This window comes from Actinomadura sp. SCN-SB (genome assembly GCF_043906805.1).
Classification (GTDB): Bacteria; Actinomycetota; Actinomycetes; order Streptosporangiales; family Streptosporangiaceae; genus Spirillospora.
In genome coordinates this window covers 53,883-74,320 of record NZ_JBIMPP010000037.1, presented here as the reverse complement: position 1 = coordinate 74,320, position 20,438 = coordinate 53,883, and the positions used below count along the sequence as shown (strand labels likewise).

Sequence of the window (20,438 nt, the reverse complement as noted above, 5' to 3'; positions counted from 1 at the left end):
CCTCGTAGCGGGGGCGGGAGGGGTGATGGCGTGCGGCACGCAACGTCGCTTGCCTTTACGGGCGGCGGCAAGGGTGCTGTCCGGGGGTCCTCCCTTTGGGGTGGCTGAGCGGTCCGAGGAGGCTATTCGGCGGGCGTGGAGGGGAGTTGTTGCCGGATTGTGGGGTGGGCCAGTGGCCGGGTGGCGCCGACCCAGTCGGCCCGCTGGTAGGTGGTGATGGTGATCGCGGGACGGCAGGTGCTGCAGCGGGCCACGATCATCTTGTTGGGGCCGATGACCATGCCGACGTGCCCGGGGCTGTCGGCGCTGGTGCCGGGGCCGGAGTTGAAGAACACCAGGTCGCCGGGCTGCTCGGTGCCTTTTGCGATGCGCACGCCGAAGTCCCATTGGGTAAAGGTGTTCGGGGGGATGGTCAGGCCGACGCTGCGATAGGCGCCCTCCAGCAGGCTGGAGCAGTCCCAGGCGTCGGGCCCGTTGGCGCCGAACACATACGGTTTGCCGCGTTGCGCCAGCGCGAAGGCGATGATGCGCTGCACCACATCCCCGGCGGCAGCGGGAATGTCATTTCCGACGCAACCGGCGGTGTTGGCCTGCACGGGGGTGAAGTCGCCTCGGGTGTAGCGCTTTGCCCAGCCCAGGACCAGGTTCACATAGTCCCAGGAGTGGTTGTAGGCGAACAGGGCGCCGCGGATGTCGCCGGGAGCGCCATTGGCTTTGAGCATGGCCGCCGCGCCGGGGATGGCGTCGGCCGGGTCGTGCACGTTGGCCCAGCCGTCGCCGCTGCCGTCCACGCCGTAGCCGCCGGTGGATTGATCGGCGCGATGCCGGGGCGTGCCGCCCCAGTTGTTGGTGGCTGCTCCGCCGATGCCGATCTGCATCGGGCCGGCCGCGCCGGCATGGTTGGCGCCCGAGCGCACCCCCGAGTTCGGGTCGGGGTCGCGACCGTGGTCGGACTCGACTTTGCCGACGGCGGCCAGCAGGTTCCAGGCGATGCCCGCCTGCTGACCTGTCTTGCGGTACAGGTCCAGGTAGGTGGTGGGGATGCTGGCCTCGGCGTCGCGCGACACGCCCGGCTGCATGGCGGCCTGGCTTGCGCAGCCGGTGCCCAGCGGGCCGTCGTCCACGCCGACCAGAGCGGCACCGAACAGCACGGGCACCAGCAGGAGGGCTCCGCCCGCCATCGCCAGCACGGCGAGCGGGTGTGCGGCAATCACGGCAGGTCACCGCCTTCACCCCAGTCGCCGCTGGTGGCCGGTTCGATCGCATACACCAGCCAGCGGCCCTCGACGCGGATTGTGGTGATCGCATACCGCACCCGTTCCTGCCCAGGAGCCGGGGTGTGCTGGTCGCCGAGACGCTGGGTGGGGTCCGGGGAGGTGGGCCGGGAGGTGGGCGGGGTTGTGGCCGGGGGGCTGGTGTGCGTGGTGGCGGTGACGACGAAGATGATCGAGGTCGGGCCCAGGGTGCGGATCGCCTCCACCCGAGCGTGCCCCACCGTCTCCTGCTGGCGGGCGCGAGCGGGAGCGGCCGGGTCCTCGGCGGCCTGCTGGAGGAGGGAAAGCAGGGTGGGGGTGGTCATCGCCGCCAGGCGCTGGGCGTAGCGGCTGGGGGTTTCGCCCGCGCGGTGGCTGGTGTAAGCGGCGGTGAACTGCTCGGTCAGCCGGGCAGCCTGGGTGATCTGCGTGTGGGGGAAGGGCAGCAGCCGATCCACCTCGTTCGCCGTGGCTGTCGCCGGAGGCGAGGCGAGGCCGGGCGAGGCCGCCTGTGGGGACCCGACAGTGCGCGGCCTTGCGTGGTCGGTGTGGTCGCGGTCCGGCCAGGTCAGCGCGACCGCCAGCAGTGCCACCGCGATGAGCGCGGTGAACACCAGCATCTTGCGGTTCATCCGGTGCCTCCGGTGGTGCCTTCGGGGGTGGTCAGGTTGATCAGCCGCCGCCGGTCCTGGTGGGGGTGGCCGGTGGTGGGAGGGGTGGTGGGGAGGGGGTGCCAGGCGGGTCCGGCGGGGCTGCCTGCGGTCCGGAGCGCTTGCGGGGTGGTCGTGGCGACCACCGCGCCGCCCGGGCCGCCCGGGCCGCTGGGGCCGCCGGGGGTGGTGGGTGTGGTGCGGGTGTGTAGGTGTTGTTCGCGGGCGGGGTTGGGCAGGGCGAACAGGACGGGGGTGTGGGTGAGGCCGGTCATCTCGGCCAGTGCCTGGTAGTCGGCGATCTTGGCGAGCAGTCGGTGCAGGGGTTCGGTGCCGGTGTCGTATTCGACGAAGAAGTCGATCCGCTGGTCGTCCTCGCGCCAGCGGCCGTAGCCGTCGGGGCGGACGATCTTCCCCCATGCCTGGTGGCAGCGTTGCTCGGACCACCACACCTCCAGCGCTGCGCCCGGGTGGCTGCGGGCGTGTGCGGTCAGTGCGGTGAACAGCTCGTTGGTGCCGACGAGGTGGGGGAGTTTGTCGGAGTGCGCCACCGCGAGGGCTTGGTCGAGGCGGTAGCCGAACTGGGCGGCGGTCAGGTGGCGGCGTTCGGCGAGGATGATGGCGCCGGCCGGGCCCAGGACGTAGTGCCAGGGTGCGGATCCGGCGGGGACGGCGGGGCGGAAGCGTTCGACCGCGCGCAGCCGCCACAGGGTGAGCATGCGGTGGGTGGCCGCGGAGATGTGCCCGAAGGCCAGTTGGCGGATGTGCGCGGTGGTCAGCACGCGGTGTTCGTGCAGTAGTTCCAGCAGCCACCGATCGCGGCCGGTCAGCCGGGCGGCCAGGGCGGCGAGCAGTTCCGGGTCGACCTGGCGGCGGGGCGGCGCCGAGGTGCTGCCGACGCCCACATAGGCGGTCCGTCTGCGTTTGCTGGTGGTGGTCATGACTCCTTCCCCTCGTGTCGTGGTGATGGGTGGGGCTTGATGTGGTGAGGGCTGCGGCGGGTCGGGCTATGAGGTGGGTGGGTGTCCGGCCGGGGGCGGCCCGCCGTCGAGGGCGTCCAGGTCCCAGCCGTCCTGGCCGGAGACATCGAAGTCGGGGACATTGAGGTCGGGGACATTGAGGTCGGGGACATTGAGGTCGGGGACATTGAGGTCGGGGACATTGAGGTCGGGGACATTGAGGTCGGAGCTGTCGAGGTTGGGGGTGCGGCGTGGGTCGGGTAGGGGCGGGCGCCGGCGGGTGGCCTCGGCGTGCTCGCGGGCGGCGGCTTTGAGGGCGCTGGCGCGGCCGGGGATGGGATCGGGCAGGGGGCGGGTGGTCAGGGTGAAGGCGGGCGTTTCCTGGGTGTGCACCAGTAGGCGGGCGGCGGCTTGGTAGGCGCCCAGGTGGGCCAGGTCGTGGTCGGTGAGGTTGGGGGTGGTGAGGCGGGCGAGGTCGCGGGCGTCTTGGGGGGAGGTGGCGAACAGGATTTTGTTGCGGGCGTTGGCGGCGACCGCGTCGCGCATGGCGGGCGGGAATTGGGCCAGGTTCTGGTGGGCCAGGGTGAGGGATAGGCGGTAGCCGCGGGCCTCGGCGAGCATCTCTTCCAGGCCGTGGGGGAGGTTGAGGAAGGCGTGCGCCTCGTCTACGTAGAGGGCGGCGTCGCGGCGGGTGTGTTCGGGCTGGTGGGCGCGGGCGGTGGCGGTCTCCCAGACCTTGGCCAGCACGAACGAGCCCAGCAGCCGGGCGGTGTCGTCGCCCAGGGTGCCCTTGGGCACCCGCACCAGCAGGAGCCCGCCGTGGTTGAGGAGGTGGTGCAGGTGCAGGCCGGGGCCGGGTGTGCCGACGATCTGGCGGACGAAGGGCCGCAGCAGGAAGTGCCGCAGTTTGTTCATCACCGGCCCGATCGCGGTGGCCCGCGCCTCCGGTGACAGGGCGGCGTACCAGGCCCAGAATCCGCCCAGGATCTCGTCGCGGATGCTGCGGGTGGCGCGCAGCCGGTAGGTCTCGTCGGTGAGCAGGCGGGGGACGTCGGCGAAGGTGGCGGCGGGGGTGTGTTGCAGGGTGAGGATGGCCGAGCGCAGGATGTCGTCGGTGCGCGGTCCCCAGGAGTCGGCGAAGACGCGGTGCACGATGCCGACCAGGTTGTCGCCCACCACGTGCGGGTCGGTGCCGGCCAGCACCCCCAGCGCGGGAGGTGGGGCGGTGTCGGGGTCGATCAGCCATACCCGCTCGGCGACCTGTTCGGGCAGCCGGTCCAGGAGATCACCGATCAGGTCACCGCGGGGGTCGATGACCACCGCGGCCCGCCCGGCATTAGCGTCGGCCAGCACCAGCTGGGCGATCAGGGTGGACTTGCCCGACCCGGTCGCGCCGACCACGTGCTGGTGGTGGCGGGCATCGGAGACCCGCAGGGCGACCGGCCGGGTGGGCCCGGCATCGGCCTCACCCAGCACCTTGCACCCCGGTCCACCGGTGGGGATGGCCGGCGGGGGTGGGACGGCGTTGGCGCCGGCGCGGGCCAGGCCGGGCACGGCCGGGTCATAGGGCAGATGCGCCAGGGCGGCCAGCTCGCCGATCGACAGCAGGTCACCGCGCCGCATCCAGCGCCGCCCGACCACCTGGGCGGCGTCGCGCAGGCGGTGCCGGTCGAAGTGGTTACGCCCGGCGAACACCGCGAACGCCGAGGCCAGGGCGTGCGCCCGGCCCCGCATCCACGCCCGGCTGGCCTCGGCGTCCACATCCAGGGTGGTGGCCGCGGCGTACCGGATGACGGCTTCGAAGCGGGGCGCGGCGGCCTTGTCCAAGATGGCTCGGATCTCGGCGGCCCGTTCGGGATGCGCGGCGGCCAGGGCGCCGGGCCGCGCTGTCGCGCTGCCGGGGGTGGGGCCGGGGGTGAGGGCGTCCAGCAGCTGCCCGATCATGCTTGGCCGGGAGGCACCGCGCAGCGCGGCGGCGGCTCGGTGCGCGGCGGCCAGGCGCCGTCCGGTGACCGGGCGGGCCAGCACCTGCACCACCGCGTGCTGTCCGGGGCGTAGGCCGGAGGCGGCGCCGAGTAGGGGACGCAGTGGGTCGGTGGGATGGTCGGCGGCGATGGGGTGGTGGTCGGGGCGGGCCAACCGGAGTGTCCCGCCCGTGGTCACCGCGTTGCCGGGGGTGGGTGGGGTGGGGTCGGTGAGGGTGGTGCGGGCGGCCGGCCAGGCCGCCTCCACTGCCCGGGCGATCAGGCTCGCGGGGATGGGCCCGGAGATCCACAGCTGGATGTGCAGCTCGGGTCCGTCCCAGACGTACTCGAACGTCAGGTGCGGCTGTCCGAAGATCCAGCGGCGCCACCGGGGGCGCAGCAGCCCGATCAGGTTCCCCCACAGGGTGAGGGCGTCGGCCGGGTCGGCTTGCGGTGGTGGGTGGATGCGCACCACACGGGCGCCTTGGGTGAGCCGCTGCTGCTGCCAGGACACCAGCCTCCGGCGCAGCGCGATGATGACGACCACCGCCACGACGAGGGTCGGGGCGATCAGGGGCAGGTGGGTGGTCACCAGATCGGTGGCTTCGTGCCACCAGCGCGCGAGTGTGCCGAGCGGATCGCGGGCCAGCTGGCCGAGCGGCGAATCCTGCGACGGGCCCGGCGCGGACGGGGTCGGGGTCGGGGAGGGGGACGTAGGCTGCCGGTGGTTGCCCTGCGTCAGTGGGACGGGGTGCTGCGAGTCCATTACCACTCCTCTGCGTCTGGGTCACCCGCGTCCTCGCCGGGGAAGGTCTTGGGGCCGGGTGCGGGGTTGGTGAGTTCGGCCAGGAACGCGGGGTCGGTGGTGGCCAGGGCGTGCTCGGCGGGGCTGGAGACCACGTCGAAGGCGACCCGGTCGGCGCCGGCAGCGAGCAGTCCTTGGCCGCGGCGGGCTGAGGCCAGCAGGTGCCGTTCGCCCTCGGTGAGGGCGAAGGCTTCGGTGATCTGGTCGAGGGCTTGGGGGGCTTGGCGGAGCAGGATCTGGGTGGCGGCGTTGGCGACCACGGCCTGGCCGAGGTCGGAGCCGAGCACGTCGGCGGCGTCCTGGGTGATCACGGTCAGCCCGGCCCAGTGTTTGCGCGCTGATTTGGCCATCCGGTACAGGAAGCGGGCGCCTTCGGGTTGGCGCATCAGCAGCCAGCCCTCGTCCACCACCACCAGTCGCGGTCGGCGATCGGCTGGGTCGGTGACGCGCCGCCAGATCGCGTCCAAGGTCAGCAGCGTCCCGACCGTCTTGAGCTCCTCGGGCAGGTCCCGTAGTGAGAAGACGATGAGGTGCCCGTCGGGGTGGGTGGTGGTGGGGCCGTCGAACAGGCCCCGCCAGGTCCCGGTGACGAAGGGGGCCAGCCGGGCGGCCAGCTCGCTGGCCTTGGGGTCACCGTCGGCCTCAAGCGCTTGGGCGAGGTCGGCCAGCACCGGTGGCCGGCGGCTCCAGGTGCGCGGGTCCATGGTCAGCCCGGCGGCGTGGTAGGCGGCCACGATGCCCCGGTCCAACGCGGCCCGCGTCCCCGGATCCAGTGGCTCTTCCAGCAGCACCGAGGTCAGGGTGTGCAGGAACAAGGCGCGGCGTGTCAGGGCATCGCTCTGCCGGGCCGCACCCGTCGGCAGATCGAAAGGGTTGAGCCGCACGCCCTCGGCGCCCAGGGCGAGGTGGGTGCCGCCGACGGCGTCGGCCAGGCGGGCGTATTCGTCTTCGGGGTCGATGACGCAGACCTGGACCCCGGTGTACAGGGAGCGGAGGATTTCCAGTTTGGCCAGGTAGGACTTGCCGGCGCCGGAGCGGGCCAGGATCACCGAGTTGTGGTTGTCCTGGGTGAAGCGGTCCCACATCACCAGGGAGGAGGATCCGGAGTTGACTCCGTACAGCACGGCGTGTTCGCCGAGGGGGGCGTGCTGGTCGGGGGAGGTGAAGGGGAACGCCGCGGCCAACGCGCTGGTGTCGAAGGTGCGGCCCAGCCCCAAAGCGTCGATGCCGAGCGGCAGCGTGCTGATCCATCCTTGCAGGGACCGGAAGGTGGCCGGTTTGGCGTCCATCAGCAGGGCTGCCGCCAGTGCACGCACCCGGGCGACCTCATCGTCGAGTTCGGCTTCGGTGCGGGCGTGCACCGTCAGGTACAGCCCGAGGCGGAACAGGCGGCCCTCGCCGCGGGCCAGGCGGGCGGCCAGCTCGTGGGCGTCCTCGGCCGCGGCCTGGCCGGCGTAGTCGGGCAGCCGCCCTCGCTCTTGGTCGGCTTGGGCGCCGGCCTCCAGGCGGGCCAGCCGGCGCCGCAGCCTCGTGGCGGCCACTTGCGGGGGGATCGGTTCGACATGCAGCGCCACATCCAGGCGGCCCGGGTAGGTGAGCAACGGTTCCAGCCAGCCGAGCCCGACCTGGCGGGGGTAGCCGGTGATGGCCAGCGAGGCACACCATCCCTCGCCTAGCCTCAAGCGGCGGGGCTGCACCTCGACCGCCGACGGCCCGAGCCCGATCGCGGTGTCGGAGGCCGGCGGCGTGGCCGTGGAACCGGTGGCGCGCAGGAGACCGAGCAGGCTGCGGGCGGTTCTGCGGGCGGTCATCGTCCCACCGCCCTTCCCACCGCATTTCCCGCGACGGGCCGGTCAGTGGTGGGGGTGATGGCGGTGACGGGCTCGCCTGCCGTCGCCCTGGTGCCTGGGCCGGTGGGTGGGGCGGTCGGGTCGGCCGCTGCGGTCAGGACCGCGGTGGCCTGGGCGGCGTCCAGCACGGTGGCGGTGATCCCGGCGGCGGCCAGCGCGCGGGTGGCCGCCTCGGCGCGCCGCATCGCGCGCGCCGCCGCCCCGTCCACGTCCCGGCGGCGCCCTGTCAGCGAGCCGGTCCCAGGCGTGGCGCCAGGGGCCTCGCGGAGCACCACCAACACCTGCCGGGCGAGCAGGTCGCGGGTGGCGGCCAGTTCGGCCAGATACCCGGCGTGATCCAGCGCGGCATTCTCCAGCTGCGGGTGCGGCAGCCCCCCGGCCCACTCGCGCAACGTGGTGATGGTGGGAGTCAGATTGATCGGGGCGGCGTGCACCAAGATCTGGGTGGGGCCGGACAGCGAGTTCAGCCACCCTCCGAAGGCGCCCACCAGCGCGGCCTGCTCGTGCTGGGTGCGCAGCGCGAAGCTGACGGTCGAACAGGCCACCACCACCGCGACGCCCGCCTCCCCCAGATCGAGCACGCCATCAGAGCGGATCGTCTGGGCGGGCAACCGCAACGGCGCCACCGACTCAGGCGCGGGTTGGGCGCGGGCAACGGCCCATCCCGGCAGGGCCGGCGGATCGCCGGCGAGGACCAGGCGGCGCGGTTGCCGGGTCTGCTGCAGCGCGCACCACAGCAGCCGGTCCAGCCCGACGCCGTCGCGTTCGGCCAGGGCCAGGGCCGCCGCCACCCCCAGGAGGGGAACGGCGAAGGCGGCGAAAACCGGCAGCGGCAGCAGGGTGTCGGTGGCCAGATACGCCAGCCACACCACCGCTCCGGCGGGGATGAGAATAGCCAGTTGTCGGGGGGACAGATCGGCCAGGATCTTGTCCTCGCGATCAATGTCGGCGGGGATCGACACGATCAACTGCTCATCAGACAGAGTTCTTGTTGGACTCATTGGTGGTCACTCATCCCTTTCATCCGTGGCATGGTCGGCGGTTGCGGGTGCTGTTCTCGCGGCGCCGGTGGTGCGGTGAGGGGGTGGAGTACATGTGTGAGATCGAGGACGCGCGGCGGGTGGCGATCCGGCAGGAGTGGACCGATCGTGGGGCCGAGCCGTTGGCGGAGCGGTTGTCGGCCGAGTCGCTGACGGCGTTGCGGAACGTGATCGATGTTGTGGGTTTGCGGTGCGGGCAGGCGGGCGAGGCGGAATGATCACCTCGGACGATCTTCTGGATGGCTGCCCGGGGTGGCCGGGGACGGGACGTGCTGGCCACCGATTCGCCTGCTGCCGAGGTGCGCTCGATCGACGTGTTCCCGGTCGAGGTCGTGATGGCGCTGGCCAACATGGTCGAGTCGGCGTTGAGGGGCAGGGCGCAGCGCGATGAACGAGCCGATGAACGAGCCGATGAACGAGCCGATGAGCGGGTCGCTGATCGGGGCGATGAACGGCGCGGGGAAGATCACCGCGTCGCATCGGGCGCGGAACGCCCTGGTGTATGTGCGGCAATCGACAGCGGGCCAGTTGCGCCGTCACACCGAGTCCACGGCGCGGCAGTACGGGCTGGCGGCCGAGGCGCAGCGGCTGGGCTGGCCGGAGTCGGCGATCGTGGTGCTGGATGCGGATCTGGGGGTCTCGGGCCGGTACGGGGCGGTGCGCGAGGGCTTCACCGATCTGGTGTCGCGGGTGTGCCTGGGCGAGGTCGGCGCGATCTTCGGGTTGGAGGTGTCGCGGCTGGCCCGCTCGTCGGCGGAGTTCACACGGCTGCTGGAGCTGGCCAAGCTGACCGGCACGCTGCTGATCGACACCGACGGGGTCTACGACATCGCCGATGTCAACGACCGGATGCTGCTCGGTCTCAAAGGCACGATGAGCGAGGCCGAGCTCCACCTGCTGGCCGGCCGCCTGCACGGGGCCAAACTGGCCGCCGCCGGGCGCGGGGATCTGCGGTTCCCGCTGCCGATCGGGTACCTGTTCGACGAGGACGGCCAGTACCTGATCGACCCGGACGAGGAAGTACGGGCCGCGGTCGCCGACATTTTCGGCTGCTTCGCCCAGACCGGGTCGGCCTACAAGGTGGTGGGCGAGTTCACCGATCGCAGGTTTCCGCTGCGCGCCTTTGGGGGTGCGTGGGCGGGGCAGGTGCGGTGGGGTCGGCTCAGCCATGCGCGGGTCTGCGACATTCTGGCCAACCCGTGTTACGCGGGCACCTATGTCTACGGTCGCACCTTTCAGGAGTACAAGGTCACCCCGGACGGCGGTGTGCGCAGCGCGCGCCGGTATCGTCCGCGCGATCAGTGGCCGCTGGTGATCCACGATCACCACGAGGGCTACATCTCCTGGCAGCAGTTCCTGGCGAATGAGGCCAAGCTGAAGGCCAACCGCACCCGCCGGGGCGCGCGTCCGGCCCGGGAAGGGGGCGCGCTGCTGCAGGGCATCATCTTCTGCGGCGGGTGCGGGATCCGGATGGCGCCGGCCTACCGGCACGGGCGGTCGGGGTCCTACCAGTGCGCGGAGGCCCGCCGCGAGGCCAAGGCGACCGAGGCCTGCCGAGGGATCGCCACCGCGGTCGTGGACGATGCGGTGAGCGAGCTGGTGCTGGCGGCGATCGCGCCGAAGCAGATCAAGCTTGCGCTCAAGGCGGCCGATGAGGTGTCGCGGCGGCACACCCGCACGCACCGGTCGGCTGAGCTGGCCTTGGAGCGCGCCCAGTACGAGGCGGATCGGGCCGAGCGGGCGTTCATGCAGGTCGAACCGGAGAACCGGCTGGTCGCTCGCACGTTGGAGAAACGGTGGGAGACCAAGCTGGCCGCGCTCGGTGAGGCCGAGGCGGCGCTGGTCACCGCCCGGGACGCCAAGCCGGAGCCGCCCGAGCGCGGCAGGCTGCTGGCCCTGGCCACCGACGTGCCCGCCCTCTGGGACTCGCCGGACATCGCCCACCGTGATCGCAAGCGGCTGCTGCGCACTCTGATCGCCGACGTCACGATCATCCCGACCGCCGATGAGGAGGTGGTGCAGGTCGGGGTGCGGTGGCAGACCGGTGCCACCGACCGGCTCAGCATCGACCGGCCGGGTCCCGGCCGGAACTCGCCGCAGGCGCTGGAGTTCATCCGGGCTCGTTCGGCCACCACGCGCGACGCCGAGCTGGCCACCCAGCTCAATGCCGCCGGGTTCACCACCGGCCGAGGACGGGCCTGGGACGAGTTGGCCGTTCACCGGGCCCGCAACGCGGCCGGCATCCTGGCGCCCTGGAGCGCGGGCGCCTGCAGTGACGCGGAGATCACCATCGCCGAGTTGAGTGCCAAGCTCGGCATCGCCCGCTCGGCCGTCTATGACTGGGTCAAGACGGGCAAGCTGGAGGCCCACCAGACCCAGGCAGGCCGCTGGCACGTCAACTGGGACCACAGTGTTGAGGCCCGCTGCCGCGAGTTGATCGCCACATCGGTGCGTCTGGGCGCGGTGAAGCGAACCAAACCTGGCCTCTGCAACGACGGCGAGATCACCGTCGCCGACCTCAGCATCAGGCTCGGCATCACCGCCAACGCGGTTCTGGGTTGGATCCACAACGGCAAGCTGGACGCGCACCGCACCACGACCGGACACTGGCGCATCGGATTCGACGAATCGGTCGAGGCTCGCTGCCGCGAGCTGATCGCCACCTCGGTTCGCCTGGCCTCCGACCGCGGCGGCGCAGCCGCCTGCCAGGGCGCGCTGACCATCCGCCAGCTGATGGCCAAACTCGACATCGGCAGAGGAACGGTCCTGGGCTGGCTCTATGCCGACAAACTCACCGGTCACCAGACCCCGGCGGGCGTCTGGCACATCCCCTTCGACCAGGCCGTCGAAGCGACCTGCCGCGAGCTGATCGCCGCATCGCCCGGCCTGGTCCGCAGGCAACGAACCCAACAAGCAAACGGAAGGGGAGCAGTATGAAGCACCCGTCGGGATGGTTACCGTGTACTGCTCCTGCATCAGGGACCTCCTTGAGATCCGGGGCGGCTTCGGGATGGCCTCATCGGCTCGGGGCCGGGCTGTTCGAGGGCCTTTCCGCGGCTACGTGGGTGGCTTCCACGGCTGGCCGGGATCGGGCGGCGGCCACACTCGCCGCTCCGGCGCAGGACGACGCGGCGAGGGTGGGGGCTTGCGCCAGTCCCCGGCGTGCGGGGGCGTCCAGGTGGTGTTCGGGTTGCCCCACCGCTGCTGCTGGCCGGTGCTGTCGGGATCGGGTCGGCCGCGGTGCGCCCGCTCATGCCCGGCCGGGTCCGGCGGCATCCACCGCTGGTCCGGGTGCCCCCAACGCGGCTGCGGCTGCGGCTCCGGCTGTGGAGGTGGCGGCGGATGAGGCGGCGGGGGCGGAGGCGTGGGGGTCGGTCCGGGCGCCGGAGGTGTGGGACGCGTACCACCGGCGGCGCTGCGGCCAGCTTTGAGTTTGGCGAACGCGCCGCGGAAGATCAGCAGCATCGCGATCGTCTTGCCCGCCCGCACCAGCGGGCTGCGGGACAGGCCGCCCTGCCACACCTGCCGGGAGATCCAGGAGGGGATGCGCACCAGGATGTACAGCAGGCACATCGCGATCCACAGATCGATCTGGTCGCCGGGGGTGCGCACCCCGAACCAGGTGACCATGTCGGTGGTGAGCACCACCTTCATCGCGGTGATGAACACCAACGCCTGCGCCACCTGAATCGCCAGCACGCCCGCGAAGGCCCGCCACCACAGCTTGGCCAGCGGCTCGGTCTGCGGCAGCGCGTGACACATCAGTGCCAGCGGCGCCGCGGCGATCAGCAAGATCGTGAGCATGACCCGGATCACGTAGACGAAGGTCAGGATCACAGCGAGCAGCACCGCCCAGATCACCACCAGCACGATGAAGATCCCCACATCGCCCGGGTTGATCGCGTGCACGATGATCTTCTTGAACTGGTCGGCGACCTGGTCTGGGTTCACGCCCTGCCCCAGCAGGGCTGCCGATAGGCCGTTGGCGAGCTCGATGGCGTGGCCGACCAGCAGCAGGCTGATGTTGGCCAGCACCACCCCGATCACCAGCCGGGGCGCGATGTCCTTGACCGTGTAGGAGGTCTGCACGCTCTGGTGCCCCATCAAGATCAGCCCACCGGCCAGCACGAACAGCACGAAGACGGTGTTGGCGATCACCAGGGACCCGTTCCACAGGCCGGAGACCCGCGGCATCTGGTCCAGCCGGGGTGTGGCCAGCAGCGAGGTGCCCAGCATGTCGAACACCGGGTTGATCGCCGAGGTCACCAGGCTTTTGAACCAGCCGTTGACCGCGTGCTCGACCCGGCACGTCACATCCAACAGGCCGCAACCGCCCGAATCGGTACCGGTGGACGGTGCCGGACTCGATGGCGCTGGACTTGATGGCGCTGGGCTTGAGGGGGCGGGAGTCGAGGGGGCCGGGGTCGAGGGGGTGGATGAGGGTGCCGGCGAGGTCGGCGTGGTCGATGGTGCACCGGTCGGCGCGGGCGTCGGTGCGGTGGGTGCCGGGGTGGGGCTGGGTGAGGCCGGTGGTTGCGGACTCGGTTGGGCAGCTGCCGGCACCGCGGCCTGCTCGGCGTGTGCTCGTGGCGCCGAACTGGTCACGATGAGCGCGGCCATCCCGGCGGCGCAGCAGACGAGGACGATCTTGACCCAGGTTTGGACCCGGGCGTGCAGGAAGGTAGGCATCCGGCTCATCCGCCCACAAAGCCTTTGAGGATGTTCACCAGCACGGGGGCCATCACGGCGATGCCGTAGCCGATCGCGGCGTACTTCAGGGTGTCCTTGGCCTTGCCCACCTCGCCGGGGTCACCACCGGCCAGCAGATACCGGATCCCACCCACCGTGAGGAACAGGGTCGCCAGCGCTACCAGCAGCCCGACCAGCCACCGGGTGATGTTGTTGATCACCGTGTTCAGATCCTGCGGCGGTTCGGCGTGGGTGTCCGCGCTCGCCGCTACCGCCGTCACGACGGTGAGGAGTACGGCGCCGGCCAGCACGACCACCTCGCGTGCTGCCCGGAGTGAACGGCCGCGCAGACGGCTCCTACGGCGGTTCATCAGGACCCTCCGTCCACGGTTGCGGAGCGGCCACGGGTGCCGGGCGTGCGCCGTCTGCGGCGAGCCGATCGGCGCCGGGTGCCCCCCGACGTGCTATCCGACGTGCTGTCGGCGGAGTTGGCGGGGGTGCTGTCCCGGGAGGGGGTGGGGGGCTGGTGTGCGGGGCCGCAGAAGACTCCTTTCGCATTGGTGTTGGTGTCCGGTTCGGGTGTGCCGCCCGAAGAAGTGGACTGGCCCCGCACATCAGCCGGCTCGGCGCCCGCCCGAGAGCCAGACCGATTCCCGGACCGGGAGCCGGACCGGGAATCAGGCGGAGATCCGGGCTGGGCATGGGGTGCCCGCACTAGAGAAAGACCGGATTGGGGGGCCGCAGCGGACACCCGCTGGGCGACTTTTCCCGAAGAGATCGCTGCCACCAGACGGGCCTCGCCGCGCTGGCGGGCCTTGCACGCGGCCTGGTAATCCACGCCCAACTCGGCGGCGGCCTGCTTGAGCGTGAGGTCCTCCAGGCGGCTGCGGCCGATCAGCTCGGCCTGCAACGACGACAACACACCCTGGACGACTGCATCGGCCAGCACCAGGTCCGGGTGCCCCCATGGAGGTGGCGGCGCCGCCGACACCGTCACCGGCAGCGGCACGGTGGGAAGGCCGTCGCGGTGGTAGCGGGCGGCCAGGGCGGCGCGGTAGGCGGCCCACCGCAGCCGAGTGATCACCCCGGGGCGGTCGGCGTCGATGCGGTGCACGGCCTCGACAAAGGCGGCCAACGCGGCCGCGGGCACCTCTTCGGGCTGGCCGCGATGCCCCTCGGCCAGCCCGGCGACCACCTGGCGCAGCGCGGGCAACGCCACCCCGACCGCGCCGATCACCCACGCCGGCTCACCGCTACGGGCACGGGAAAGCAGATGCCGCCAGGCCGCGTCGCGGGCCGCGCGGCCGGTGGCCGGGTGCAGCAAGATCGCCCGCAACTCGTTCAACGGGATCGACCGGCGGGGCAGACCGTGCCCGATCTCGGTGCCGTCCAGACACAGCGGCCCGGGCCCGGTGGTCAGCAGCCGGAACGCCGAGGCCACCGTGTCCAGCGAAGTGGCCGTGCGCCGCCGTGGGCGCCGCTGAGGAGTCCGCCGCGGCGCCGGTGCCGAACTCGGCCGGCCGGAGGGTGAGTGATCGGTGCGCTGCCGGTGGGTTCGGGAACGGCGGTCTGGGGTGGCAGCCATCGCTGGGGCTCCCTTCACGGATCGGGTCCAGGGAGTCCCATGCAGCCAGGCGGCTTAGACACATCATGGACACCGCGGCCCGTGGGGCGCCTACCGATCGGCTGTCTAAGAAATGCCTACAGCCACGCCCATGACTTCACCTGCTCAAGGGCATGTCCGCATCAGCGCTGACCAGCACAAACAGCCGGGCCCACCGCCTCAGCCCTGGGCCGAATGCACGGATCCGGGCACGGCAAGGGGTTTGTGGGGCCGGTGATCGAGGAGACCGCAAGCCGACATGTCTACGGGCACCGGCTCCTTGTCAGAGCGCCGCAGGGCGGGTGCCGATGGCGTGCCTACGGGGTGTCGAAGACATGCCCACGCGGCCTGTCCGAGCACCGATCCGCAGCAGCCGGTTACCACGCCGACCATCGTGGCGCATCGACGGCGATCTCGTCGGCGAGCGCGAACCTCATGGACGAGGCCATGAACACCTCCGCCGCACCCTCCCGCACCGCCAACCGGATCCGCCGCGACGGTGCCGGCTTCGGTGACCGATGTGTTCGGCGAGGTCTCTGTCGCCGAGCGCAGGCGGATCTGTTCGGGCGTCGCGGTCCCGCTGGTTCCACAGCGGTCGCCGTCCGCGCCCGTATCCGAACGCCGCGGCCCGTCGTCGGAGCGTGGCTTGCTTCCAAAGATGCCAATGCGGCGAAGGCAGTCGTCATCCCCGACAACTCCACGCCGTGATTGTCCGTTGACACGTGATCACAGCCGGCGTGACCGGCAGCGATCGCCCGTTCGGGGATCGCGTGCTCATGGGCGCGCCTAAAATGCCGCTCACCTGCGTAGAACAGCCCGCCCCCGGCGCTTTATCTGTCCGTACCCAACTTCTGCCGGCGGCTGAGGAAAGGGGCGTGCGAGCGTCACAGCGCTTGATGGCCCGAGGGAATCAGTACATCTGTGGGCACCGATCCTGATGGCGGCCTGGCAGGGGTGCCGATCGAGTGTCCAGGGACGTGTCTAAGAAGTGTCCAAGTGGATCGGTTGCCTGGTTGGTGTGCCGTCCGAGACGAGTGGACCACGCAGAAACACTCGTCATGCCCCACAATCCTCACCACCCCCAGCACCCCGACCATTCCCGCCGTGCCCAGGGGCGTGGGCCTGCGCGCTCGGCTGCGGGTGAGCCGGTCCCGTTGTCGGTGTGGGCGTGTGCGCAGCGCCCGGGTGCTTCGCAGCGCCGGGGCCGGTATCTGCCGGGCACCACGGCGCATCCGGCCAAGATGCTGCCGCAGGTCGCCGCCACCGGCATCACCGCCTACACCCAGCCCGGCGAGCTCGTGCTGGATCCGATGTGCGGGATCGGCACCACCCTGGTGGAGGCCGCCCATCTGGGCCGCACCGCGGTCGGGATCGAGCTGGAGTCCCGCTGGGCCACCCTGGCCCGCGCCAACCTCGACCACGCGGCCGAGCACGACGCCCCGGGCAGCGGCGCTGTCATCACCGGCGACGCCCGCTACGCCGACACCCTGGTCACCGACCCGCACCTGGCCGGGCAGGTGGCGTTGCTGCTCACCTCACCCCCCTACGGCGACAGCACCCACGGGCAAGTGCGCTCCAGCCGCGACTCCGGCCAGCCCGGGGTGCAGAAATCCGACTTCTCCTACGGCAACAGCCCCGGCAACCTGGTCCGCGGCGGCCATCAACGGCTGCTGACCGGGTTCACCGACATCCTGGCCAGCTGCCTGCCTTTGCTGCGACCGGGCGGCATCGTGGCCATCACCACCCGACCGTTCCGCCGTCACGGCCACCTGGTCGACTTCCCCGGCCAAGTCTGGGCCGCCGCCCAGGACGCCGGGCTGGAACCGGTGCAGCGGCTGGTCGCGCTGCTGTGCGGCATCAAGGACGATCACCTGGTGACCCGGGCCTCGTTCTTCGCCGCCCACGAGACCCGCAAGGCCCGCGCCGCCGGCCTCCCGCTGCACGTCACCGCCCACGAAGACGTCCTCATTCTCCGCAAACCGCCAAAACCGCGGGACACCACCGGTCCGGCAGGTCGCAACGGCGGGGATGGGGATGGCCGGTGATGCGGCAGGTGGTGCTGCTCTCCGGCTCGATCAGTGGCTGGGCCCAGAACGTTCCCCCCGAGCGGGCAGAACGTCGGCCTCACAGTGAAGCGGGAACCGACGCAGCCTGCCCGTCGTGGCCCTCGATGCCGGGGGCCACGACCCCGCGGCACCGAGGGTCGCAGCGACGGCCCAGCCGGCGGTCAGGTGCGAAGCACCGCCCGGTGAACGCGCCGCGCAACCTCATGGCCGATATCGGCGGCGCCTGGTGGCTGATCACGGGCGACTGCCCGGGCGCCGATGTGAGATTGCGGCCAGCGGCCGTGTCGGGTCGAGGGCGTCGACTTGACGAGCGGGGCTCAGTGGAGCGTGGATACGGCTGGCTGCGGGCGGGCGTCTGGAAAACGGGCGGACACCCCGCCGATGGCGCATCGGGCCGAACGGTCCCGGGCCCCGCCCGCAGTCCCGGTTGGCTTCGCCAACCGCGGCGGCTGTCGCGGCGCCGTTCTCCTCAGGCCTTCACCGGGGACCCGTTGCGGGAGGCGGTGGCGGTGTTCACGGCAGGCACGGCGCCGCAACCGGGTCCCATCGGTGTCGGCTTGACGCCCACCGCGCAGTCGAGCCTGCATCGACCAGCCCCGGGGCGGCGACCCTTGGCGCGGAGGCGCGAGGGGGGTATCCGCCCGGTCCCGCCCCGCGGGCACCACCTCCCCAGCCACCATCCCAGTGGCCGGGCCTGCCCACCACCGGTGGGAACCGACATCATCAGGACCGGCCGGGTGCAGGTCTACGCGCTGCGGCGTCGGCAGGCCACAGCGACCACGGCGGCCCAGCACGGGGCACACCAACAGACGAACTTTCCTTCCTTCGCCTGCCCCCGCAAGCCAGCCACGCCCAGCCCATCCGGTCCGCCCGGTCCGCCCGGTCCGCCCGGTCCAGGCTGGCCCGGGTGGTGGCCGTGTGCCCTTATTCACCGTCCCTCTCGTGGGTGTGACGGCAGAGGAGATTCGGCCCTGGTGGCCGGGCTGAAGCCGTCATGGGTGGACAGCACGCGCCTGCGGGCCGCGCCCCGTGCTGTGACCGACCGGTGGGCATCGCCGCCGGTCGTCGGGGCCCTTCCTGTCGGTGCTCTTGCCGACCTCGTACCCGTACGGCACCGCCCACCGCGTGTGCACGCACGCCGTGCCGACCAGGACGCGGCTGATCCAACCGGCGGTGGAGACGGCTGCGCTCGTCACAGCCGTCCTCAAAGTGGGACTGGTCGCCGTCGCCCAGGGCTGGCCGCCCCGTCGTGGGGTGTGCGGACATCGGGTCGGGTGGAGCCGGGCCAAGCTGCGCAGGCACCCCAGCGGATTGCGCTTGACGACGTGGGCACAGGCGAGCGTCGATTCCTGCGCCCCGGGGCCGATCCCCGCGTCGGCGGCGTCTGGCACCCAGTCAGAAACCGCGCCGGTCTTCAGATCGCCCCGGGGCTCAGACCGCTGCCCATGTCGGGCCGGGCCGAGCCATGTCGACCACCATGCCGACCGGTGGGTCGGCAGTCGAGGCTGCGTCGTGGAAGGAGGATGCGGTGCGGCCGGGCCTGACGTTGGCGGAGGTCAGCCAATTGCCCGCTGTGGTCGATCTGGTCACTGCAGGACGGGTGCTCGGGCTGGGCCGCACCAAGACCTACCAGTTGGCCCGCGCGGGGGAGTTCCCCTGCCGGATCATCCGGGTCGGCAAATCCTACCTGGTGCCCACCGCCGAGCTGCTCGCCCTGCTCGGCCTCGACCCGGCGGCACGACCCCAACCCCACGACAGGCCCCACACCGGGCCCAACGACGGGTCCAACGACGGGCCCGGCGACGAGTCACAAGACAGGTGAGGAACCGATGCCAACTGGAACGACCTACAAGGCGTGTGGCTGCCGCGACACCGAGACCGGCAAGCTGCTGCGCAAGAAGTGCCCGAAACTGCGCCGGTCAGACGGGCGGTGGAACAAGGGCCACGGCAGCTGGTACTACCAGCTCGAACTCCCTCCGGCCCTCGACGGGACAAGGCGCAGCCCGCTGCGGCGCGGCGGGTTCGACACCCAGGACGCCGCCGAAGCCGAGATCGACACCGCCAATGAGCTGCTGGCCATCGCCGGTGACGATGCGGTGGTGAAGGGGCAGATCGGCGACCTGCTGGTGGCCACGGTCAAAAAGACCAAGAAGCTGCCCGCGCCCGAGGAGGTGCGGCGGCGGGTCCGGACCCGGCAGGACCTGGATGGCAGCATCACCGTCGGCCAGTATCTGGAGTCCTGGCTGGCGGGTCGCAAGAACCTGCGCAACGGCACGCTGCGCAGCTACCAAAGCCACATCCGCTTGTATCTGGTCCCGCACTTGGGGTCCATCCGGCTGGACCGGCTGCGGGTGGCCGACGTGGACTCGATGTTCGAGGCCATCGACGAGCTCAACGAAACCATCACCGAGGCCCGAAGGTCCGCCGACCCCAAGCTGCGCGCCCTGGTCAAGGGGCGCCGCCTGATCGGCCCGGCCACCAAGCAGCGGATCCGCGCCACGTTGCGTTCGGCGCTGTCCAAGGCGGTCAAGGAGGGCCGGACCGCCGTCAACGTCGCCGCCCTGGTCGAGTTGCCCTCCGGCAAGCCACCCAAGGCGCTGGTGTGGACCCAGGAACGCATCGTCGAGTGGCGCCGCTCCTACACCGCCTACCTGCAGGAGATGGAGGCGCGCAAGAAGCGGCTGGCGGCGGCCGAGCCGCACAAGCGGCACGGCACCCGCCTGTCCCGGCTGGACGCCTACATCGGTGCGCCCCGCCCCTCCCCGGTCATGGTGTGGACCCCGCAGACCACCCGCGCGTTCCTGCGCCGCGCCCGCCACCACCGCCTGTACGCGTTGTACTACCTGATCACCTTCCGCGGGCTGCGCCGCGGTGAGGGCTGCGGGCTGCGCTGGCCCGACCTGGACCTGGCAAGCGGGGTCGCGGCGGTGCGGTGGCAGATCATCCAGCTCGGCTCCGCCACCGACCAGGGCAAACCCAAATCCGACGCTGGTGAGGGCCACGTCGCCCTCGACACCGCCACCATCAAGGTGCTGCGCGCCCACAAGGTCCGGCAGAACACCGAACGGCTCGCCGCCGGCGATGATTGGGTCGACTCGGGTTTCGTGTTCACCACCGAAACCGGCCAGCCGCTGCACCCGGCCTATGTGACCGAGCAGTTCGAGCAGCTGTGCATGGAGGCCGGGCTGCCGCCGATCCGGCTGCACGACCTGCGACACGGCGCCGCCTCCATCCTGCTGGCCGCCGGGTATGACATGAAGGTCGTGCAGGAGACGCTGCGGCTGTCCTCGATCACCATCGCCGGGGACACCTACACCAGCCTGCTGCCGGACCTGGCCCGCCAATCGGCCGAGGACGCCGCCGCTGTCATCCTGGACGCCGACAAGCCCCACCGGCGCCAACCATGGCGCGCCACCGTGACCGAACTGCCCACCGCCGCCAACATCCCCAGCGGCCCGGACCCCGGCCCGCACAGCGGCTCCGACGCCGCCGCGGACACCGGCCCCGACGGCCGCACCGACACCGGAAGGGCATCATGACCGCACCCGGCGCTCGCCAG

The 20,438-nt window shown here is 71.6% G+C and carries 15 protein-coding genes; 5 read left to right on the top strand and 10 right to left on the bottom strand.

Going from position 1 to position 20,438, the window contains the following annotated elements:
* Nucleotides 1-122 precede the first annotated feature (122 nt).
* The 6 genes from ACGWYJ_RS23210 to ACGWYJ_RS23185 all read right to left on the bottom strand — a co-directional run bounded on the left by ACGWYJ_RS23210 (nucleotide 123) and on the right by ACGWYJ_RS23185 (nucleotide 8,443).
* Nucleotides 123-1,214 carry an NlpC/P60 family protein gene (locus ACGWYJ_RS23210; RefSeq protein ID WP_395108356.1) on the bottom strand — a complete coding sequence of 364 codons (1,092 nt, stop codon included), beginning with the start codon at nucleotides 1,212-1,214 and terminating at the stop codon, nucleotides 123-125.
* Nucleotides 1,211-1,885 carry a hypothetical protein gene (locus ACGWYJ_RS23205; RefSeq protein ID WP_395108355.1) on the bottom strand — a complete coding sequence of 225 codons (675 nt, stop codon included), beginning with the start codon at nucleotides 1,883-1,885 and terminating at the stop codon, nucleotides 1,211-1,213. Before ACGWYJ_RS23205 ends, ACGWYJ_RS23210 begins: the two co-directional genes overlap by 4 nt.
* Nucleotides 1,882-2,844 (bottom strand): replication-relaxation family protein, encoded by a 963-nt coding sequence (locus ACGWYJ_RS23200; protein ID WP_395108353.1) that lies wholly within the window; start codon nucleotides 2,842-2,844, stop codon nucleotides 1,882-1,884. The genes ACGWYJ_RS23205 and ACGWYJ_RS23200 overlap by 4 nt, the downstream gene beginning before the upstream one ends.
* A 66-nt stretch (nucleotides 2,845-2,910) precedes the next feature.
* Nucleotides 2,911-5,592: a type IV secretion system DNA-binding domain-containing protein gene (locus tag ACGWYJ_RS23195; RefSeq protein WP_395108352.1), complete on the bottom strand. Its 2,682-nt coding sequence runs from the start codon at nucleotides 5,590-5,592 to the stop codon at nucleotides 2,911-2,913.
* A complete protein-coding gene (locus ACGWYJ_RS23190) occupies nucleotides 5,592-7,442 on the bottom strand; it encodes a VirB4 family type IV secretion system protein (protein WP_395108351.1) in 1,851 nt (616 codons plus the stop codon). The genes ACGWYJ_RS23195 and ACGWYJ_RS23190 overlap by 1 nt, the downstream gene beginning before the upstream one ends.
* Nucleotides 7,439-8,443 (bottom strand): PrgI family protein, encoded by a 1,005-nt coding sequence (locus ACGWYJ_RS23185; RefSeq protein ID WP_395108364.1) that lies wholly within the window; start codon nucleotides 8,441-8,443, stop codon nucleotides 7,439-7,441. Before ACGWYJ_RS23185 ends, ACGWYJ_RS23190 begins: the two co-directional genes overlap by 4 nt.
* A gap of 41 nt (nucleotides 8,444-8,484) precedes the next feature.
* Between ACGWYJ_RS23185 and ACGWYJ_RS23180 the strand changes: the two genes are divergently transcribed.
* Both ACGWYJ_RS23180 and ACGWYJ_RS23175 read left to right on the top strand, forming a co-directional pair.
* On the top strand, nucleotides 8,485-8,739 hold the full coding sequence (locus ACGWYJ_RS23180; RefSeq protein ID WP_395108350.1) for a DUF5372 family protein: 255 nt from the start codon (nucleotides 8,485-8,487) through the stop codon (nucleotides 8,737-8,739).
* Nucleotides 8,740-8,908: 169 nt separating this feature from the next.
* Entirely contained in the window at nucleotides 8,909-11,458 is a 2,550-nt protein-coding gene (locus tag ACGWYJ_RS23175) for a recombinase family protein (RefSeq protein ID WP_395108349.1), read from the top strand.
* Between the two features lie 120 nt (nucleotides 11,459-11,578).
* Here the strand turns inward: ACGWYJ_RS23175 and ACGWYJ_RS23170 are convergent, their stop codons facing one another.
* From ACGWYJ_RS23170 to ACGWYJ_RS23160, 3 genes are all read right to left on the bottom strand, one after another.
* Nucleotides 11,579-12,835 carry a hypothetical protein gene (locus ACGWYJ_RS23170; RefSeq protein WP_395108348.1) on the bottom strand — a complete coding sequence of 419 codons (1,257 nt, stop codon included), beginning with the start codon at nucleotides 12,833-12,835 and terminating at the stop codon, nucleotides 11,579-11,581.
* A gap of 380 nt (nucleotides 12,836-13,215) precedes the next feature.
* On the bottom strand, nucleotides 13,216-13,581 hold the full coding sequence (locus ACGWYJ_RS23165; RefSeq protein WP_395108347.1) for a pilin: 366 nt from the start codon (nucleotides 13,579-13,581) through the stop codon (nucleotides 13,216-13,218).
* Nucleotides 13,581-14,651 carry a hypothetical protein gene (locus tag ACGWYJ_RS23160; RefSeq protein WP_395108346.1) on the bottom strand — a complete coding sequence of 357 codons (1,071 nt, stop codon included), beginning with the start codon at nucleotides 14,649-14,651 and terminating at the stop codon, nucleotides 13,581-13,583. Before ACGWYJ_RS23160 ends, ACGWYJ_RS23165 begins: the two co-directional genes overlap by 1 nt.
* A gap of 1,220 nt (nucleotides 14,652-15,871) precedes the next feature.
* Here ACGWYJ_RS23160 and ACGWYJ_RS23155 point away from each other — a divergent pair.
* The gene (locus ACGWYJ_RS23155) at nucleotides 15,872-16,858 is read left to right on the top strand and encodes a TRM11 family SAM-dependent methyltransferase (RefSeq protein ID WP_395108345.1); all 987 of its coding nucleotides are present in this window, start codon (nucleotides 15,872-15,874) and stop codon (nucleotides 16,856-16,858) included.
* A gap of 1,013 nt (nucleotides 16,859-17,871) precedes the next feature.
* Here the strand turns inward: ACGWYJ_RS23155 and ACGWYJ_RS23150 are convergent.
* Nucleotides 17,872-18,075, bottom strand: a complete 204-nt coding sequence (locus ACGWYJ_RS23150) for a hypothetical protein (protein ID WP_395108344.1) — start codon at nucleotides 18,073-18,075, stop codon at nucleotides 17,872-17,874.
* Nucleotides 18,076-18,452: 377 nt separating this feature from the next.
* Between ACGWYJ_RS23150 and ACGWYJ_RS23145 the strand changes: the two genes are divergently transcribed.
* On the top strand, nucleotides 18,453-18,701 hold the full coding sequence (locus tag ACGWYJ_RS23145; protein WP_395108363.1) for a helix-turn-helix domain-containing protein: 249 nt from the start codon (nucleotides 18,453-18,455) through the stop codon (nucleotides 18,699-18,701).
* A gap of 7 nt (nucleotides 18,702-18,708) precedes the next feature.
* Complete coding sequence (locus tag ACGWYJ_RS23140) at nucleotides 18,709-20,418, top strand: tyrosine-type recombinase/integrase (protein WP_395108343.1); 1,710 nt, start codon at nucleotides 18,709-18,711, stop codon at nucleotides 20,416-20,418.
* Nucleotides 20,419-20,438 lie beyond the last annotated feature (20 nt).

Excerpts from the sequence above, each read along its gene's own strand:
- ACGWYJ_RS23155 (WP_395108345.1), top strand. The coding sequence starts at position 15,872 with ATGCCCCACAATCCTCACCACCCCCAGCACCCCGACCATTCCCGCCGT.
- ACGWYJ_RS23205 (WP_395108355.1), bottom strand. The coding sequence starts at position 1,885 with ATGAACCGCAAGATGCTGGTGTTCACCGCGCTCATCGCGGTGGCACTG.
- ACGWYJ_RS23200 (WP_395108353.1), bottom strand. The coding sequence starts at position 2,844 with ATGACCACCACCAGCAAACGCAGACGGACCGCCTATGTGGGCGTCGGC.
- ACGWYJ_RS23140 (WP_395108343.1), top strand. The coding sequence starts at position 18,709 with ATGCCAACTGGAACGACCTACAAGGCGTGTGGCTGCCGCGACACCGAG.
- ACGWYJ_RS23175 (WP_395108349.1), top strand. The coding sequence starts at position 8,909 with ATGAACGAGCCGATGAACGAGCCGATGAACGAGCCGATGAGCGGGTCG.
- ACGWYJ_RS23190 (WP_395108351.1), bottom strand. The coding sequence starts at position 7,442 with ATGACCGCCCGCAGAACCGCCCGCAGCCTGCTCGGTCTCCTGCGCGCC.
- ACGWYJ_RS23195 (WP_395108352.1), bottom strand. The coding sequence starts at position 5,592 with ATGGACTCGCAGCACCCCGTCCCACTGACGCAGGGCAACCACCGGCAG.
- ACGWYJ_RS23165 (WP_395108347.1), bottom strand. The coding sequence starts at position 13,581 with ATGAACCGCCGTAGGAGCCGTCTGCGCGGCCGTTCACTCCGGGCAGCA.